This is a genomic window from Shewanella mytili (assembly GCF_046765975.1).
GTDB classification, from domain to species: domain Bacteria; phylum Pseudomonadota; class Gammaproteobacteria; order Enterobacterales; family Shewanellaceae; genus Shewanella; species Shewanella mytili.
Map to the genome: position 1 here is coordinate 16,235 of NZ_JBKOUD010000005.1, position 17,850 is coordinate 34,084.

Here is a 17,850-nt window from a genome sequence, read left to right on the forward strand (position 1 = left end):
ATACTCCTTGTGGCTTACTTCGGGACATAAACGTGATAGACCCTTTACTCTAATTTAGTGATTTCGGATTATCAAAAGTATCGAAGCAATAATCCTGTTGCGAACTTTTGGCCACAACACTTTACTAAAACATAAAGTGTACTTCGAATAGTTCATCATTAGCTTCTTAACATATGCTCTTCAGCGTCTCGCTTTTCTTCATATTCAATTTGATGGTCAATATTCTCTATGAAACCTATTGCCCAATTTCTCACTTTGATATTCGTATGTTCGGTCAAAGTTTGAAGTATTTTTTTATCAGCTTCTAAATATGGGATTAAAGAACCAGACCATGATCTACTTGAAAAATTGGCAGATATTTCACTTAGAAATGGCTTGCTATCAGAATACTCATTCAATAATTCAATCATTAACGGGTTTACTACGCGTTCTTCACCATGCGAGATAAACATCGAAATTGCTCGGCCAACTATAAGAAGAGCAACATCATCTTTACACCAAGCAACAACAACCTCTGGATCTATTATATCAAAAATACTGCGATCTCTTTTTTTATAAGATTTACCACTACCAAGTAAGTCAATTAAATGATACGGATTAATTGCATTTCCATCAGTAAACTTATTAGAAATCTCAGGCCAGATATAATCACCGTGCACTTCGAAAGCTCTATAGAAAGCATTACTTAAGTAATCCCATAAATCAGAATAATGGATCTTATTTCCGCCAACTTGTTCAATAATATGCAAACATAGTTGCAATGCGAATTCAGCGTCTTCCGACTTTAATAATCGTTCAACGGAATTTAACCAATGGTAACTATCCGAATGGCGAGTCTTATCTTCTTTTTTGAAAGAAACATTAAGGACTAAATGGGCTAAAGTCTCTTTTAACTGAGTAAAATCCAAATCATTACGACCATGTGTGTACATGTTCATATTATCCAGTGCTACCCAATTTGCTGTTGCATCAATTTTGCTCAGTGACATGCAAAATCGAGATATTTCCTTTTCAGTTAAATGCTCAGTTGCACATCCATAAGCAAGTGTGGAGGCTGAATAACTAGGGAGTTTTTCTTCAGCTATCAATCTAATAAAAACATCTAAATGAGAAATCTCAAAGCGACCAGTACGTATCGCTTCTGGATAATATTCAATAAGCATTTTATCTGAACCTATTAACTCGATTATTTCTTTCCATTCAGCAGGTTCCTTTATATTAAGTCCGTACAATAAACCAGAAAGGAACTGAGTATTAATAATGTTATGCTTACGCAAATAGTCGAGGGTTGCATTGACTAGTTCCACTGTATTATCTGTTTCTAGAATTAAATGTTTTGCAAAAACCAAACTTTGTTTCTGCTCAGGAAAGTTCATCAAGAGTTCAAAATGTTGATACAAATCAGCAAGCCTATTTTTAAGAGCTATTGCTAGTTTCTTGGCATCTTCTGCTGCCATATCAATATAGTGACCATTGTCGTCTTTTACATGTTCTCTTGATGGATTAAGTACGACTAATTTCAACTGTTCTTCAATGCTATCTTCATCGGGGGACAATAACTTTTCCCATGACTTCAAAAGATCGATTTGTTCTTCATTCATTCCTTTAGCATCATAAAGTAAAGCATGAGTTATCGATTGGGCTGCGGCAGGCCAGTATTTACCTGTAAGCTTGATTACTTCTTTAACAAAAATGTCCAGTTTCTCCAGTATTTTGTATCGGATTAACCCTCTAATTTCATGACCTAATGCATCTTTAACCTGTTCAACCAAGTGTCCACGTTTAATAATCACAAGTAGTATATCTAATAAATACTGCCAATAATTGTAAATTTCTTGATATGTTTTTGGATGCCATTCTTTTAATTCTGGCTTAGTGCCTTGAAACTCTGCCCCTATTGTTCTGGTGCCGCCATGAGTGTCCATTGCTGTTTTAATTGCGTCAATTATTACAATATCTGCACTTTCTAATTCCAGGGCAATAGCTTTATTCAAAACTGCCAGTCTTTCGTCAAAATCAGCCTCAGTACCAGATAATTGCAAGCGAAATAATTGCGAGAATTGCCCCAATGCATTATTGCTATAATTTTCGTTTTCAAACTGCGCAAATTTAAATAAAGTCCATGCACTTTTATCAAAGCAGGATTTATGAAAAACAAGCATCTCCAACGCCCATACTAAGTTTCGTCTTACATCGCCATTTATATCGAGTATTTCTCTATCAGTTAATTGCGAAATAACTCTGTGTAACTGATTATTTGTAACGGCAGGGTTCACTTCAACTAATGCGCGGAAAAGTCTTGAACCCTGCTTAGACAGCAACAATTCCGCTTGGCCGAAAGGGTTATTGGCAGCACAAAAAGTTTCAACAAACGATTGCACATTTATCGAAGAGTCTAAGTATCTTATTTGATCGCAAAAACTATCGTGCAGCATAGTAGGCAGATTGGAGACAATCTCATTTTGTCTATCAAATGCACTTGTATTCCACCACTCCATAGCCAAGTTTAAAGCTAATGGTTTAGGGACAACACGAGCTAAGCTTCCAGTACAATTAATCAACTCTTTCTCGTTGAAGGTCATAATTGTATTTTCGAAGGTAATCTGGTCTGTTCCTGCGATATGCTTTAAAAATTCAGCATCTTCATTAACTTCATCTCTAACCCCTTTCTGAAATCTAAAATAATCGAAAAGAGAAAAGACTTTTAGTAACTCTCTAGCTTGGTCACTCAGAGTACCGTCACCATTTATTAACTTTTCTACAAGGTTGGATTCATCAAATTTAGTAGTAACACGCCCATCTTGCTGTAATTCCTTGGTGGTCAATTGTGCCAGCAGAGGAAACCCCTCAATAAACTTTTCTAACTGTTTTTTTGATGAAGGCTCAAGATCTGGAAGTCGAGCGTCGATAATATTTGAAATTTGCTCAGATTCTAATTTTTCTAATTTAATACGAATACTATTTGTTAACTTCTTCCCTTCTTCGTGATAGAAGTAAGTAGTAATTAGTTTTAGCGGTGAGTTGTTAACCTCAATAGCATTCGTCGCGAAGTTGTGTAATTCGACTGAACAGTTGTCTATTATAATAAACCCTTCAGCTCCATTTTCGGCTGCTGTTTTTACTGAATTTTTAACAGTGTGTACATTTTCAGCACCGCTAAAAATAATAAAATCACTATCTTTCAAATTATTTCTATTTTTATATTCAATCAATAGTCGAGATTTTCCTAAACCAGATAAACCAGTAAGTCTGACAAAACAGCTATTAGAGTTTATTGCTTCTGATAACGCCGAAAATGCTACTTTTCTTGGTTCATCTTCTTCATATGCAAGCTCATGCTTACGTTCATCATATTTAAGCCACTCTTTAATGGGCTTAGCTGCGTCTAAATTGAGCTTGCCGATGGAAGGTGAATTTTTAATAAATGACTTTAGCAATAAAACCTGTGTGTCACTTTCTGAGTTAGGCTTCACAATGGAGCTATGATTTACTCCATTTATTGTTTCGATAGGGTGATATCTAAATAGGCTTTTTGAACTAACGGAAGATACAACTGTTTCATTTGCATCGATAATGCTAAGTATGTTCAGTTTGTCACTTAATTTCTGATCTACCCAATCTTCATCTAAGGCGTCTAAATCACTAGAGTTATTAACAAGCGACTTCAAATGTCTGTTATTAAAAGCAATGAATTTACCTATATTTGCTAAGCTTGATCCGCCGTGAGGGACATCGAAGAAACATACCTTTTTGATGTTATGTATAGTTCCTAGTTTACTGAGTCTGATGAGAAGACGCTTAATAACCAATCCCCCCATACTATGGCCAACTAAAATGATTTCATCATTCGTAAGGTCACATCGAGCTTTTAAATCGCTCAGCAGGCCGTTTGCAATGTTTAAAATTGTAGGGGCTGGCTTATAGAATTGTTTTATGAAATGGGGTGATGTGTATCCATACTCAATGACTTTATGCTCTATATCTGGGTCATCAATTATATACTTTGGAAAATTCCCCCATGTTCTGTCTACCTGTCCACCTAAGCCATGGACAAAAATTATAAACTTACTCATCAGTTACTCCTTTAATTAAATGCTCCCCCCGAATTCAGATAATAAGTGCACCACTCATGGTTAAACGGTGAGAAGAGATCAACTGCCTGTAGGTGGTATTCTGTAATCGCCAAAAAACAGAAGTAGATACCATGAGTTACAAGCAGTTGATCGCAGGACAAAGATACCAGATCGAAGCCTACTTACGCGAGGGTTTCAGTTACCGGGAAATAGGCAAACGCCTGAATGTGAGCCATAGCACCATCAGTCGGGAAATTCGCCGTAATCGCCTTCGCGATTGCCATTACTTGCCAGAAGTGGCGCAGGCTAAGGCGGTTAAAAGACAATGTCAGGCTGCAAAATATGGTATCCCTGAAATGACGATGATATTTGTTGAGTTTGGATTGAACCAGAAATGGAGCCCAGAACAAATTGCTGGCGTGGGCAAAATCATCGGTTATCCAGTGAGTCATGAGTGGATTTATCGCTATGTACAACGCGATAAATTACGCGGTGGCAAGCTGCATAAGCAGTTACGTCAGAGTCGCCGAAAGTACCGCAAAGGCAATCGAGTAAAGCGCATGATAATCCCTAACAGAGTGGGCATTGAGCACCGCCCCAGCATCGTTGATGAGAAAAAGCGGTTTGGCGACTGGGAAGTCGATACAGTGCTAGGTCAACAGGGAACCGGCGCCATAGTCAGCCTAGTTGAGCGCAAAAGTAAGTTGTATCTGATACGTAAAGTGCCAGCAAAAAGCGCTGCTGAGGTTAGCCAGGCAATGGTGGGTATGCTGTGGCGCTATCGCCGTCACGTCCGGACCATAACAGCAGACAACGGCAGTGAGTTCTGTGAGCATGAATGGGTTGCCGAGAAGCTGAAAACAGATATCTATTTTGCTAACCCGTACTCATCATGGGAGCGGGGATTAAATGAGAATTTCAATGGTCTGTTGCGTCAGTACATCCGCAAAGGCACTGATTTACGCACAGTAACAGATAAGCAGATTGCTGATGTTGAGCGAGCACTAAATGCAAGGCCAAGAAAGTGTTTGGGATTTAAGCAACCCGCAGTCGTGTTTGAAGAATTACGCAGGACTGCTTAATTTGTTGAGTGGTGCACTTCGGAGTTGAATTCGCGCCTAAGATATGTTTGAGTGACAACATACTGGTACGGCCTGATATCTTTCGACACTCTGTAGCATAACTTAAATTTGGTCAACTTGATCTAACTAGATCGCTTGGGCAAGTTTGATTGTAACTAGCTTAGGGGCATAAACGATTTAGAAAAGGCAGTACACCGATGTGATCGCTGCCTTTCAGTATGAGTATGATTCTTTATTACTTAATATGAGACTTTATTACTCTCCCACAAAAACGCCATTCAGGATGCGTGATGGGGAGGAGAAAAAACGCTGAGGCAAGCCGTTATGCCGACTTTTTAATCTGTTGGAAATAACATTTTTTAGCCATCGATTGACTACAACCCCCGTAAAACACCAGTTATTCGTTTTAGGAAATCATGTAATAACATTTTTTCATGCTGCCGCAGGTTGTGCTGGGGTCATGCTGCATCAGATAATACATGCGCACTCAATAACATCAAGATGTGAAAGGATGTGGTGTTCATTTTCTTGAAGCATGTCATCTTTTTGGGGCAACGCACGGCAGTACGCGTTTCCCTTCGCCGTTCGTTAAAAAGAAACGACATCCTTTATCACGTCCGCATAGTGCGTAACAGTTGTATTGGCCTCGCTTGGTCAGACAAACGTTTGCCTGCTGTTCCGAGCAGAGTTTCAGCCATTTTTCATGACGGGAGCCTACGGGTTTTCTGCCCTGCGTGACTGTTTTAAGAGCGTTTGCCTGATGTGTATAGGCAAATACGAGGTCGTTTCAGGATATGCAGGAGTTCCTATGGATCCCAATTTAACCGATGATTCCCGTCGCCGCTTTGTCAAAGGGGCGATGTGGATGATCTCCGCCTCAACACTGGGGACTGGCGTCATGCTGTCGGCCAGCGCCAGCAATGCCCCCGAACTATCACAATACCAGCCCGTGTTTTTCACCCAGGATGAATGGCGCTTTATCTTGGCGGCCTGCGACCGGCTGATCCCGGCGGATGATAACGGCCCAGGCGCATTGCAAACCAATGTGCCTGTCTTCATCGATTTGCAGATGCAGGGCGATTTTGGCCAGGCCAAAGATTGGTACATGAAAGGGCCGTTTTTTGAAAACCTGCCTGCGGAGTACGGTTATCAGTCACCTCTTACCCCGGCGCAAACCTACCAAAAAGGGATTGGGGCTACCAATGCTTATTGCCAGCAACACTTGGGCCAGCAGTTTGCGGATTTGACCCACCAGCAGCAAGAGCAGGTACTGACCCAGCTGCAAGAGGATAAATTGCCCTTGAGCGGCGTGAGTGGCAAACAGTTTTTCGATTTCCTGCTGCAAAACACCAAGGAAGGCTACTTTGCCGATCCCATTCATGGCGGCAACAAGGACATGGCGGCCTGGAAGATGATTGGTTTCCCCGGTGCCCGCGCTTCTTATCTTGAGTGGGTGGATTTACACAATGTTCCCTATCCGATGGGGCCTGTAAGCATTAATGGAGATAGGGGGTAAGGATATGGCTCGGCAAGAAAAACCTGTAGATGTGGTATTGGTGGGGCTGGGCTGGACCAACTCCATCATGGGCATGGAGCTGGCGCAGGAAGGATTGGATGTGCTGGCGCTGGAGCGCGGACCGGATCGGGATACCGTACCGGATTTTGCCTACCCCAAAATGGCGGATGAACTGTCATACGGGGTGCGCTACAAACTGATGGCCAAACCGGCCAAAAGCACCATGACCGTGCGTCACAGCCTGACAGAAACCGCCGTGCCCTATCGGCATCTTGGCTCGTTTTTACCCGGTGAAGGCGTTGGCGGGGCCGGTACCCACTGGAATGGTCACACCTGGCGTCCCATGCCGGAAGAGCTGCGGCTGCGCAGTTACGTGGAAGAAACGTTCGGCAAGCACATCATCCCTGAAGACATGACTATTCAGGACTATGGGGTGACCTATGAAGAGCTGGAACCCCACTTTGATTTCTTTGATAAAGTGATGGGCGTGTCCGGTAAGGCCGGCAACCTGAACGGCAAAATCCAGGAGGGCGGTAACCCGTTTGAAGGCCCGCGCAGTAACGAATATCCGCTGCCCCCATTGAAACGCACCTTGAACGACGATCTGTTTACCCAGGCGGCCAAAGCCCAGGGATTGCATCCGTTCCCGCTGCCATCATCCAATGCTTCCGAGGCTTATACCAATCCATATGGCATGCAGCTTGGCCCTTGTAATTTCTGCGGTTTTTGTGAGCGCTACGGGTGTTTGAACTACTCCAAGGCCTCCCCTCAAACCTGTATTCTGGGGGCGCTGAAACAGCATAAAAACTTTGCCTACCGCACAGGTTGCGATGTGCTGAAGGTGGAACTGGCCGATGACAAGAAAACCGCCATTGGCGTGACTTACATTGACGCTAAGGGCGAAGAGGTCTTTCAGCCCGCCAAATTGGTGGTTTTGGGCACCTTTGCCTATAACAATGCGCGGCTGATGCTGCTGTCCGGCATTGGCAAACCTTACGATCCCGTCACCAATACCGGCACGGTGGGGCGTAACTATGCCTACCAGATGATGGGCGGCGCCACCCTGTTTTTCAAAGACAAAATCTTTAATCCGTTTATTGGTGCCGGCAGTAATGCCACCACAGTGGACGATTTTGCCATTAACCAGATTGATTTTGCCAAAGAAGGGTTTATTGGCGGTTCTTATCTGCTGGCGGCACAAACCAATGGCCAGCCCATCCGCAATCTGCCGTTGCCTCCCGGCACGCCAAGCTGGGGCGCCGGTTGGAAAAAAGCGGCCAAGGATTATTACGGCCATTCCATGAGCATCAGCTCTCACGGCTCCAACATGTCATACCGTGATTGTTATCTGAGCCTTGACCCCAATTACACCGATGATTACGGCCTGCCGTTATTGCGCCTGACCTTTGACTGGAAAGACAATGACTTGCGCATGACCCAGTTCATGAAGCGGAAAGTGACCTCGCTGGCACAAGGACTCTCACCGGATGCGCTGAAGGTGGCGTTCAGGGAGCTTGGCAGTCATTATGATGTGCGGCCTTATCAGTCGACCCATAATGTGGGTGGCGCCATCATGGGCACCAATCCCAATACCAGTGCGGTGAACCGCTATCAGCAGAGCTGGGACGTACACAATGTATTCGTGCTGGGTGCCAGCTCCTTCCCGCAAAACATCCAGTATAACCCCACCATGCTGGTTGGGGCGTTGGCCTACTGGTCTGCCAAGGCCATTCGCGAGCAATATCTTAAACATCCAGGTCCATTGGTACAGGCATAAGGAGCAGCAGATGAAACCGAATCTGAGCATGATGCTGTTGCCGCTCGCCATGTTGGCAGCAACTGAAGTACAGGCGTTTGACAAGGCAACCATTGCCAAAGGGGAATATCTATCAAGAGCGGGGGACTGTGTGGCGTGCCACTCCGTTGCCGGTGGCGAACCCTATGCCGGCGGTTTGGCCATTGACAGCCCGTTTGGCAAAATTTACTCCACCAATATCACCCCCAGCAAAACCGCGGGGATTGGCAATTATACCTTACAGCAGTTTGACGATGCCCTGCGCCACGGCGTGCGCGCCGATGGCGGCAATCTGTATCCGGCCATGCCGTATCCTGATTACGCCATGTTGACCGATGAAGACGTAAAAGCGTTATATGCGTACTTCATGGAAGGCGTGCCGGCTGTCGACAAATCCGGCCCGGAAACGGACTTGGGGTTTCCCTTTAATCAGCGTTGGGGCATTAGCTTCTGGAACTGGATGTTTGCCAATGATGACCGTTTTCAGCCAGATACGCAGCAGTCCGCACTGTTTAACCGCGGTGCCTATCTGGTGCTGGGCCCCGGTCACTGTGGCAGTTGCCATACCCCAAGGGGTGTGGCCTTCCAGGAAAAAAGTTATGAGGATTCTGCCGATAACTTTTTGAGTGGCGGTAAAGTGGGCATGTGGGAAGTCCCCGGCATTCGGGGGGGCGCCCAGGGCGCATTGGCAGACTGGAGCCAGGAAGAGCTGATTGACTATCTGGCCAATGGCCGTAATGACAAAACCGCGGTGGCCGGTGAGATGACGGCGGTTATCCAGCACAGCTTGAGTCACCTGACCCGGGATGATTTGGCTGCCATCGCCCATTACCTGAAATCCCTGCCAGGACAGGGCGCGGCATTACCCATGAGTGCGGCGGCCACCCAGAAAACCACCGCGCTGCTGGACAGTGCCAAAATGGACAAGGATTCCGGTGCCAGGATTTACCTGGATAACTGTGGGGCTTGTCACTTTACTGCCGGACAAGGCGCGGCGCGGGTGTTCCCGAAACTGGACGGCAATGCCCTGATTAATGCACAAGACCCCAGCGGCCTTATTCATGTGATTTTGGCCGGAGCCAGAATGCCTTCCACCAAAGGGGCGCCAGAAGATTTGGCTATGCCCGCATTTGGCTGGCGGCTCAGTGATGAGGAAGTGGCCACCTTAACCACTTTCCTGCGTCAGGCATGGAATAACCGTGCCGCTGCCGTCAGTGCGCAGGATGTAGCCAAGGTGCGCCAGACCATACCGGAAGAGGTGCTTAACGCCACGCGCCCCTAACCGGGCAGCGTTAATGGGTTAACGCCTTACAGAGGCTCTCTGAACAGAATGCCGGACAGCTTTGCTGCCCGGCATTTTTATGGGACAGCATGGGGGCTTTGGCTAAAAGCGCTTGCTTTATTACCCACAAGTGGCAAGATTTTGCGGGTTCATCATTCACAGGGCGGAAGGTTTCGCTGTATGGCAGCGGTGCTTGTGCTTTATTCTCATGGGCAACATCGGCATCTGGCAGGTTCGATTGCCCAAATCTATCATCTGGCGGTAACGGCAATGGCCGGGGGGCATTATTCACCTGCCCAGTGCCAAGCCTGGTCCCGGGCACCGCGCTCCAGCAAATACTGGCAATTGCGTTTGCGTCACAGCACCACCTGGCTGGCGATGGATGCTAATCAGCAGTGCGTGGGGTTTGTGCAGGTTGAGCGGCAATATGGCGAAGCCGGGTATATCAGCTGTTTGTACGTATTACCGGCTTGGCAGCGCCAGGGCATTGCCAGTGCACTTGTCCGTGAGGTTTTGCAGTGGGCGCAGCAGCGGGAGTTGCCCCGGCTTACCACTCATGCGTCCATGCAATCAAAAGCGCTGTTTGAGCGTTTGGGCTTTCGCCGCCACCATCGCTGTTATCAGGAAAAATCCGGTCAGCAGCTCATCAGTTTTTTAATGCATCGCCCGTTAACGCCACTGCCGCCGTTGCCAGAAAACCCGTGAATGACGCGGCAGGTTAGCCTAACAAGTGGCTGTGGCCTCTTGGACAACAGCTTACTGATGGGCCGTTAGCGCTTGTTATCGGCCAGCCCGGCCAGATGACTGGTGTAGTACACCATGGGCTGCAATTGGGCTTCAAAAGCTTGGGCCTGTTGCAGCAGTCGGATAAAGGCGCTGGGCAGGGTGACTTCCGGCAACGGTTGCTGCCAGCGGGCTTCCAGCAGGGCATCGTAACCCTCTTTGCCGCTGGCGGTATAGCTGGTGGATACCCCTACATACAAATCATCCCGCTCTAGGGTTTGCCACTGCCCAAAGGCATTTTGCAGCTCCATTCGGAACAGGCGCCGGCCCAGTGTCAGCCTGCCATCGTAGTAATAGCGTAACCCGTATGTATAGGGGAAGCTGCCCGCCCCGGTGCCCACTACGCTGTTGTTGGTGGCCGCATTAATGGCAGACTCCAATGCCCGAAACAGCGCATCACCGGCGATTTCATATTTCACCAAAGGCAGCTCGAAGGGTAATAACCGCCCCATGACATCCGCGAGGGTCACTTGTCCCTGCACCAGTGACTGACGTACGCCACCGGCATTGTGCAGGGCAAAGTTCACCCGCGGGTCCTGGGCCTTGGCGGCCAGAAACATGCTTTGACTGACCCAAGGGGCAATTTCGCTGCCATGGGGCAGGTTGTGGCTGGGCAGCCGGGTATGCAGCAATGTTTTGGGCACAAATGCCAGTACCTGTTTTTCCATGTTGCTGATGGCCGGCCGGAATGCGGTATCAATGAGGTGGCGGGTCGGTTCATCCTGCTCATCCCATAAAATGCCGCTGTGTTGTGCCAGCAAGGTCTGGGCTTGCTGGTAATCGCTGGCCTGGGCGGTGGTTTCGCCACTGAGCATGAAATGGCGGTCCAGCATGAAGTGGCTGGTGCCTTGCAATTGGGTCACCTGGCCGTGTTCATTAAATGTCACGTCAGCAATGCCCAAGGTTTCGGCATGTTTGCCCGCATGTACAATGGGCACGGTATTCACGATTTCGCCATAGGGGCGGCAGGGCAGGCCCAAATCGGCAAAATCGCCCATCAGGGTATGGGTGTGACCGCCAATGATCAGGCTGATTTCCGGAATTTCCATGGCCAGTTGCCGGTCTTGATCCAGCCCCAGATGGCTGAGTACCAGAATATGGCGAATGCCTTGCTGGCGCAGATGGTTGACGGTGGCTCTTGTGCTGGCAATGGCATCTAGAAAATGGGTGTCAGCATCGGGCCTTGCCACCTTTTTCATCTGATCCAGAGTCACGCCGATAATCGCCATTTTCCGGTCATAAAACGGTCGCAGATAGTAACGGCCGATAGCGGTTTGCGGCTGCCAGCAATAAAGATTGTCCAGTCCCTGAAAACTGCCGGATTTGCCGGGCAGTTCCTGGCTGATATCCATGTTGATGGCCATTACCGGGAAGGATACTTGTTGAATGAAATCTGCCAGTACCTTGTTACCATCATCAATGTCATGATTGCCAATGGTCATGGCGTCAGGTTGCAACAACTGCAGCAGTCTGGCGTTTGCCCGTCCTTTGAACTCGCTGTAATACAATGTGCCGTGAAAGCTGTCGCCGGCATGCAAAAACAACATCTCCCGCTGTTGCTGCCGGGCTTGTTCCCGCAAGCGGTTCACTTGAGCCGCAATGCGGCTGTAGCCGCCACTGTGGCTGGCCAGGGTAAACATGCCTCCCGGCAGTTGCACCTTGAACTGCACCAAGCTGGGATCAAAATGGGAGTGGGTATCGTTGATATGGGCGAGTGTTAAATGGTAATTCATGGCATCCTCTGCGGCTGACTCGGGATTGTACACCTGAGTGGCGAGGCCACAAAACGAGTTTTAACGGATGCCGAGAAATGCCTGGTGCCGGGCGTATTGATGGGAAAAGGCTTACGGAGAAGGCGGTTGGGCGTCATCGTCAGATTGACGGATCCCTTTGTCCTGCATGCGCTTGGCCCATAATTGTCGTGCCAGTTGCTGCATGTCAATGGCCGGATCATTAATGTCCACAATTTCATGCCCCAGCAGCGATTCAATAATATCTTCCAGTGAAATAAGTCCGCGGATGCTGCCGTATTCATCCACCACCATGGCGATTTGGGTTTTGCGGCGGGTCATCAATTCGAACAAAGGCAGGATTCTGGCGGAATCCGGTACCACCAACAACTGGCGGATGACATTGCCAATGGCGGCATCCGGTGTGTAACGCTCTGCCAGCAGCACATCGGTACGGTTAATATAACCGATGATATTGTCATGTTCGCCCTGATAGACCGGTATGCGGGTAAACGGCTCATGGCGATGCTTTTGCACAAAGGTGTGCTGGCTCATTTCCGCTGGCAGGGTAAACATCACGATACGCGGGGTCATGATGTCATTGGCCGACATGTCCCGGGCTTTCATCATTTGGGTCAGAATGTGGCTTTCCTGGCTGTCCAGCTCGCCGGACTCCACCCCCGCTTTGGCCATGGCGCTGATTTCCTGGCGGATATAGGGGCTGGCATCCCCTTTTCCTATTAGCCTGGTCACGTTCTTTGAGGCCCAAATCAGCGGATAACACAAGCGTTCAAGCCATAGCAGCACCAAAGACACTCCGGGAGCCAGGGCCCGCCAATAATTGGCGCCAATGGTTTTCGGGATGATTTCGGAAAAAAACAGGATCAAAAAGGTGAGTACCGCGGAAAATACCCCCACCAAATCGTTGCCGAACACCTTGGCTGCCTGGGCACCGGCCACTGCCGCACCCACAGTATGGGCAATGGTATTGAGGGTCAAAATGGCTATCAGGGGGGATTCCACCTGCTCTTTTTGTTGTTTGAGGCGCCGGGCTGCTTGGGGGGCGGCTTTTTTAAGGTTGACGATATAGCTGGGGGTGACCGAGAGCAGCACGGCTTCAAACACGCTGCATAAAAAAGAGATGCTAATGGCCAGCACAATGGTGATAAATAAGGCGAACATGGATGGATACCGTGGCTCCCTGAAATAACACATGATAGCGATAAGCTAACCTATAGTGGATATTAACAGAATCTGTCATGATGATCTTCATGTGCAACAGGTCGCCGAATGCCAGGGCAAGCGCAGGTGTTATTTGGGGGCGGCACTGGCTAAAACGGGTCATGATCGGTATAATTCGCCGCCCTGTTGTGGGGTTTGCAGTGAGGTGAGTCAGATGGACGAGAAAAAGATCAATCTACTGGATCTTGATCGTAAAAGTATGCGGGCGTTGTTTGCCGAATGGGGTGAAAAACCGTTTCGTGCCGATCAGGTAATGCAGTGGATATACCATTTCGGTATTGATGATTTTGCACAGATGACCAACATCAACAAAAAGCTGCAGGAAAAATTGGCCGCCAAGGCTGAAATCACGGCGCCGCAAATCTCCGGCTACCAGAAATCCTCCGATGGCACCATCAAGTTTGCCATTAATGTGGGCGAGGGGCAGGAAGTGGAAACCGTGTACATCCCGGAAGATGACCGCGCCACGCTATGCGTGTCATCCCAGGTGGGATGTGCGCTGGCCTGTACTTTTTGCTCCACTGCGCAGCAGGGCTTCAACCGCAATTTGACCGTGTCTGAAATCGTCGGCCAAATCTGGCGGGTTTCCCGCTTTCTGGGGCTGAAAAACCAAACCGGCGATCGTCCCATCTCCAATGTAGTGATGATGGGTATGGGCGAGCCGCTACTGAACATGGCCAATCTGGTGCCAGCCATTGACATCATGCTGGACGACTTTGGGTTTGGCCTGTCAAAACGCCGGGTGACCGTATCCACCTCCGGCGTGGTGCCGGCGCTGGACAAACTGGGCGATGTGCTGGATGTGGCGTTGGCGGTGAGCATTCATGCGGCCAATGATGAATTGCGCAACGAACTGGTCCCCATCAACAAAAAGTATCCGCTGCAGGAATTCCTGGCGGGCATTCGCCGCTATTTGGCCAAATCCAATGCCAACCGCGGTCGCGTGACCGTGGAATATGTCATGCTGGATCATGTCAATGACAGCACGGAACAGGCCCATGAGCTGGCACAGGTGATGAAGGACACTCCCTGCAAGGTCAACCTGATCCCCTTTAACCCCTATCCGGGGTCGCCTTATGGCCGGGCTTCCAATTCCAGAATCGATCGCTTTGCCAAGGTACTGATGGATTACGGGTTAACCGTGATTGTGCGCAAGACTCGCGGCGATGACATTGATGCAGCCTGTGGCCAGCTGGCCGGTGATATCCGTGATCGTACTAAGCGTTTGGCAAAAAAACGCATGCAACAGAATCAAATATCAGTCACAATGAGTTAACACCTTGTTTGTTAACATTAAAGGGTTTGCCAATGAAGCATGGATTGTGGGGTTTGGCGATGCTGGCAGCCATCTGTTCCTCGTTGCCGGGATGTGTGACGGAAAAAACCTACGCCGGCACCGACATTCCGGTGGTGTCACACAAATTTGACAAAAATGCCGCCGCCTTGGAACGGATGCAGCTAGGGCTGACCTATCTGCAAAAAGGCAACAGCGAGCAGGCAAAATTCAATCTGGATAAAGCCATGGGTTACGCTCCCGATTTGGAGGAGGTCAATGTTGCCATGGCTTATTACTATCAAACCGTTGGTGAAAAACAAAAAGCGGCGGACATTTACCAACAGGCGATCAATACCAGCAATGCCACCGGCGATGCCGCCAACAACTTTGGCGTGTTTTTATGCCAGGAAGGGCAATACGCCAAAGCGGAACAGATGTTTCTGCGCGCCATCGATAATCCCAAATATACCCGCACGGCTTCCAGCTATGAAAACCTGGGGATTTGCCAGCGAAAGGGCGGCAACATAGAAAAAGCGAGACAGTATTTTGAGATGGCGTTAAAGTATGAGCCGACCAGACAGGTATCATTGCTGGAACTGACCGAAATGGCGCTGGAACAGCATGATTTTCAGGCCGCCCAGACACAGCTGGATCGTTATCACAAAGTCGCCGTGGATTCCGCAATGAGTTTGGCACTGGCGGTTAAAATTGCACGTGGGTTACATGATATTGAAGCTGCCAAACGTTTTGGCGTATTGCTATTGGCTAAATTCCCACAATCACCTCAGGCACAAGAATACCGGGCAAGTATGCACTGATGACAGACATGAATAATGACGTCAGCAAGGATGATGACAAAAACTATGCAGCAGCACAGGAAGAGACACTCGGCGCCGTACTGAAACAGGCGCGCGAGCAAAAAGGGCTGAGCCAGCAGGAAGTCTCCACCCGCTTACATCTGCGGGTGTCCGTTATTGACGAAATTGAGCAAGACGACTTTCGCAATATCAGCTCCAATACCTACATTCGCGGTTATGTGCGCAATTACGCACGTTTTTTAGAGATTGAATCGTCGCGCATTGAAGCCTGTCTTACGCGGCAGGTCCCGGTGGTGAGCGCCCCGGTGATGCAGAGTTTCTCCCGTAAAACCACCCAAAAAAGTCGTGACAACTGGTTGATGATCATCACCTACCTGATCATCATCGTGTCGCTGGCATTACTGGTGTTGTGGTGGTGGCAAAAACCTGCCGCAGTGACCGAAAACTTTTCCCAACCCACGGCAGAAGAGCTGCAACCTGAAGCGGCCTCTGCACCGGTAATGGCCCTTGATGGGCATCCGGCGCAAAACGGCGGTGATGTTTCTGCACTTGAGACCGGCATTGTGGCGGCAGATGCCGTGACCGCCCAGGATGAAAGTCCCGTTGTCACCGGCGGCGATAATGATGCGGAAGATGCCCTGAGCCAGAGGGCAGCGCAGGGCTTGGAACCTCAGGACTTGGAACCTCAGGCGTTGGCAACGCAATCTGCTGCAACCCCGGCCAGCACTCAAGATGCAGCCAACAGCGGGGTCTTGCGCATCGTGTTAAGTGGCGATTGCTGGATCCAGGCTACCGATGCCGAGGGCAATACCTTGGTGGACGGTCTTAAATCTGCCGGTCATCAAGTGGATGTCAGTGGCAAGCCCCCGATTAACCTGGTGCTGGGGGCTCCGCAAAGCGTCAGTCTGAACTATAACGGCACCGCTGTGGATCTTTCCCGTTTTGCCAATGGTCGGGTGGCCCGGCTGACATTGCCACAAGCCTGACACATGCCAAAATTCATTCCGGCCGCGTGAGTCGCGGCTTAAGAGACAGAGTAAAAATACGATGTACACTGAATCTCCCATCAAACGTCGCCCATCCACCCGGATTTACGTGGGCAATGTGCCTATCGGCGATGGTGCGCCGATTGCCGTACAGTCAATGACCAACACCCGCACCACCGATGTGGCTGCAACCTTGCAACAAATTCATGCGCTGGAGCGGGTAGGGGCCGATATCGTGCGGGTCTCCGTGCCCACCATGGACGCGGCAGAAGCATTCAAGTTGATTAAACAGCAGGTGCATGTACCGCTGGTGGCGGACATACATTTTGATTACCGCATTGCTCTCAAGGTTGCCGAATATGGCGTGGACTGCCTGCGTATCAATCCCGGGAATATCGGTAATGAAGAGCGCATCCGCCAGGTGGTGGAAACCGCCCGTGACAAGCAGATCCCTATCCGCATTGGGGTGAATGGCGGCAGTCTGGAAAAAGACCTGATGGACAAATATGGCGAACCCACACCAGAAGCGCTGGTGGAGTCGGCTATGCGCCATGTGGACATTCTGGACCGCATGAATTTTGATCAGTTCAAGGTGTCGGTAAAAGCCTCGGATGTCTTTTTGGCGGTTGATGCTTACCGTTTGCTGGCCAAACAGATTAAACAACCGCTGCATTTGGGGATCACTGAAGCCGGTGGTGCCCGCTCCGGTGCGGTCAAATCTGCCGTAGGCCTGGGCATGCTGCTGGCTGAAGGCATTGGCGATACCATCCGGGTATCCTTGGCGGCGGATCCGGTGGAAGAGATCAAAGTGGCGTTCGATATCCTGAAATCGTTACGCATCCGCTCCCGTGGCATTAACTTCATTGCCTGTCCTTCCTGCTCCCGGCAGGAGTTTGACGTGATTGGTACCGTCAATGCACTGGAGCAACGTCTTGAGGACGTGACAACCGCCATGGACGTTTCCATTATCGGCTGTGTGGTAAACGGCCCGGGTGAAGCGCTGGTTTCCGATTTGGGGCTGGCCGGCGGGCACAATAAAAGCGGCCTGTACGAAGATGGCGTACGCCAGAAAGAACGGCTGGACAATACCAATCTTATCGATGCACTGGAGGCCCGCATTCGTGCCAAGGCGGCAATGCTGGGACAGCGCATCGATGTCAAAGCGGAAGAATAATTCCACAGTGCGAGCCACATATCACCGGCGGTTTGGTGTTCATCACCGAACCGCTTATAATGCTGGCAATTTTTAACTTTTCGGCCTGGAACA

The 17,850-nt window shown here is 49.1% G+C and carries 12 protein-coding genes; 9 read left to right on the forward strand and 3 right to left on the reverse strand.

Going from position 1 to position 17,850, the window contains the following annotated elements:
- Positions 1–158 precede the first annotated feature (158 nt).
- On the reverse strand, positions 159–4,073 hold the full coding sequence (locus ACIDEJ_RS06790) for a hypothetical protein (RefSeq protein ID WP_411987331.1): 3,915 nt from the start codon (positions 4,071–4,073) through the stop codon (positions 159–161).
- A gap of 131 nt (positions 4,074–4,204) precedes the next feature.
- Between ACIDEJ_RS06790 and ACIDEJ_RS06795 the strand changes: the two genes are divergently transcribed.
- From ACIDEJ_RS06795 to ACIDEJ_RS06815, 5 genes are all read left to right on the forward strand, one after another.
- The gene (locus ACIDEJ_RS06795; protein ID WP_411987332.1) at positions 4,205–5,155 is read left to right on the forward strand and encodes an IS30 family transposase; all 951 of its coding nucleotides are present in this window, start codon (positions 4,205–4,207) and stop codon (positions 5,153–5,155) included.
- Positions 5,156–5,963: 808 nt separating this feature from the next.
- Positions 5,964–6,671 (forward strand): gluconate 2-dehydrogenase subunit 3 family protein, encoded by a 708-nt coding sequence (locus tag ACIDEJ_RS06800; RefSeq protein ID WP_411987333.1) that lies wholly within the window; start codon positions 5,964–5,966, stop codon positions 6,669–6,671.
- A 4-nt stretch (positions 6,672–6,675) separates the two neighbouring features.
- Positions 6,676–8,448 (forward strand): GMC family oxidoreductase, encoded by a 1,773-nt coding sequence (locus ACIDEJ_RS06805; protein ID WP_411987334.1) that lies wholly within the window; start codon positions 6,676–6,678, stop codon positions 8,446–8,448.
- Between the two features lie 10 nt (positions 8,449–8,458).
- The gene (locus ACIDEJ_RS06810) at positions 8,459–9,748 is read left to right on the forward strand and encodes a c-type cytochrome (protein WP_411987335.1); all 1,290 of its coding nucleotides are present in this window, start codon (positions 8,459–8,461) and stop codon (positions 9,746–9,748) included.
- Positions 9,749–9,928: 180 nt separating this feature from the next.
- Positions 9,929–10,453, forward strand: a complete 525-nt coding sequence (locus ACIDEJ_RS06815; RefSeq protein WP_411987336.1) for a GNAT family N-acetyltransferase — start codon at positions 9,929–9,931, stop codon at positions 10,451–10,453.
- 65 nt (positions 10,454–10,518) lie between these two features.
- On the opposite strand, the gene ACIDEJ_RS06820 is transcribed toward ACIDEJ_RS06815, so the two are convergent.
- Together ACIDEJ_RS06820 and ACIDEJ_RS06825 are read right to left on the reverse strand one after the other, a co-directional pair.
- Positions 10,519–12,264 (reverse strand): bifunctional metallophosphatase/5'-nucleotidase, encoded by a 1,746-nt coding sequence (locus ACIDEJ_RS06820; RefSeq protein ID WP_411987337.1) that lies wholly within the window; start codon positions 12,262–12,264, stop codon positions 10,519–10,521.
- Between the two features lie 111 nt (positions 12,265–12,375).
- Positions 12,376–13,443, reverse strand: coding sequence for a CNNM domain-containing protein (locus ACIDEJ_RS06825; RefSeq protein ID WP_411987338.1), 1,068 nt, complete (start codon positions 13,441–13,443; stop codon positions 12,376–12,378).
- A 214-nt stretch (positions 13,444–13,657) separates the two neighbouring features.
- Here ACIDEJ_RS06825 and ACIDEJ_RS06830 point away from each other — a divergent pair, with 214 nt between their 5' ends.
- From ACIDEJ_RS06830 to ispG, 4 genes are all read left to right on the forward strand, one after another.
- Positions 13,658–14,779: a bifunctional tRNA (adenosine(37)-C2)-methyltransferase TrmG/ribosomal RNA large subunit methyltransferase RlmN gene (locus tag ACIDEJ_RS06830; protein WP_411987339.1), complete on the forward strand. Its 1,122-nt coding sequence runs from the start codon at positions 13,658–13,660 to the stop codon at positions 14,777–14,779.
- A gap of 32 nt (positions 14,780–14,811) precedes the next feature.
- Positions 14,812–15,597, forward strand: a complete 786-nt coding sequence (pilW, locus tag ACIDEJ_RS06835; RefSeq protein WP_411987340.1) for a type IV pilus biogenesis/stability protein PilW — start codon at positions 14,812–14,814, stop codon at positions 15,595–15,597.
- Positions 15,597–16,583, forward strand: a complete 987-nt coding sequence (rodZ, locus tag ACIDEJ_RS06840) for a cytoskeleton protein RodZ (protein WP_411987341.1) — start codon at positions 15,597–15,599, stop codon at positions 16,581–16,583. The genes pilW and rodZ overlap by 1 nt, the downstream gene beginning before the upstream one ends.
- A gap of 61 nt (positions 16,584–16,644) precedes the next feature.
- Positions 16,645–17,757 carry a flavodoxin-dependent (E)-4-hydroxy-3-methylbut-2-enyl-diphosphate synthase gene (ispG, locus tag ACIDEJ_RS06845; RefSeq protein WP_411987342.1) on the forward strand — a complete coding sequence of 371 codons (1,113 nt, stop codon included), beginning with the start codon at positions 16,645–16,647 and terminating at the stop codon, positions 17,755–17,757.
- Positions 17,758–17,850 lie beyond the last annotated feature (93 nt).

Bases quoted from the DNA above. Each gene is read 5' to 3' on its own strand.
- ACIDEJ_RS06790 (WP_411987331.1), bottom strand. From the start codon at position 4,073: ATGAGTAAGTTTATAATTTTTGTCCATGGCTTAGGTGGACAGGTAGAC.
- ACIDEJ_RS06795 (WP_411987332.1), top strand. From the start codon at position 4,205: ATGAGTTACAAGCAGTTGATCGCAGGACAAAGATACCAGATCGAAGCC.
- ACIDEJ_RS06800 (WP_411987333.1), top strand. From the start codon at position 5,964: ATGGATCCCAATTTAACCGATGATTCCCGTCGCCGCTTTGTCAAAGGG.
- ACIDEJ_RS06805 (WP_411987334.1), top strand. From the start codon at position 6,676: ATGGCTCGGCAAGAAAAACCTGTAGATGTGGTATTGGTGGGGCTGGGC.
- ACIDEJ_RS06810 (WP_411987335.1), top strand. From the start codon at position 8,459: ATGAAACCGAATCTGAGCATGATGCTGTTGCCGCTCGCCATGTTGGCA.
- ACIDEJ_RS06815 (WP_411987336.1), top strand. From the start codon at position 9,929: ATGGCAGCGGTGCTTGTGCTTTATTCTCATGGGCAACATCGGCATCTG.
- ACIDEJ_RS06820 (WP_411987337.1), bottom strand. From the start codon at position 12,264: ATGAATTACCATTTAACACTCGCCCATATCAACGATACCCACTCCCAT.
- ACIDEJ_RS06825 (WP_411987338.1), bottom strand. From the start codon at position 13,443: ATGTTCGCCTTATTTATCACCATTGTGCTGGCCATTAGCATCTCTTTT.
- ACIDEJ_RS06830 (WP_411987339.1), top strand. From the start codon at position 13,658: ATGGACGAGAAAAAGATCAATCTACTGGATCTTGATCGTAAAAGTATG.
- pilW (WP_411987340.1), top strand. From the start codon at position 14,812: ATGAAGCATGGATTGTGGGGTTTGGCGATGCTGGCAGCCATCTGTTCC.
- rodZ (WP_411987341.1), top strand. From the start codon at position 15,597: ATGACAGACATGAATAATGACGTCAGCAAGGATGATGACAAAAACTAT.
- ispG (WP_411987342.1), top strand. From the start codon at position 16,645: ATGTACACTGAATCTCCCATCAAACGTCGCCCATCCACCCGGATTTAC.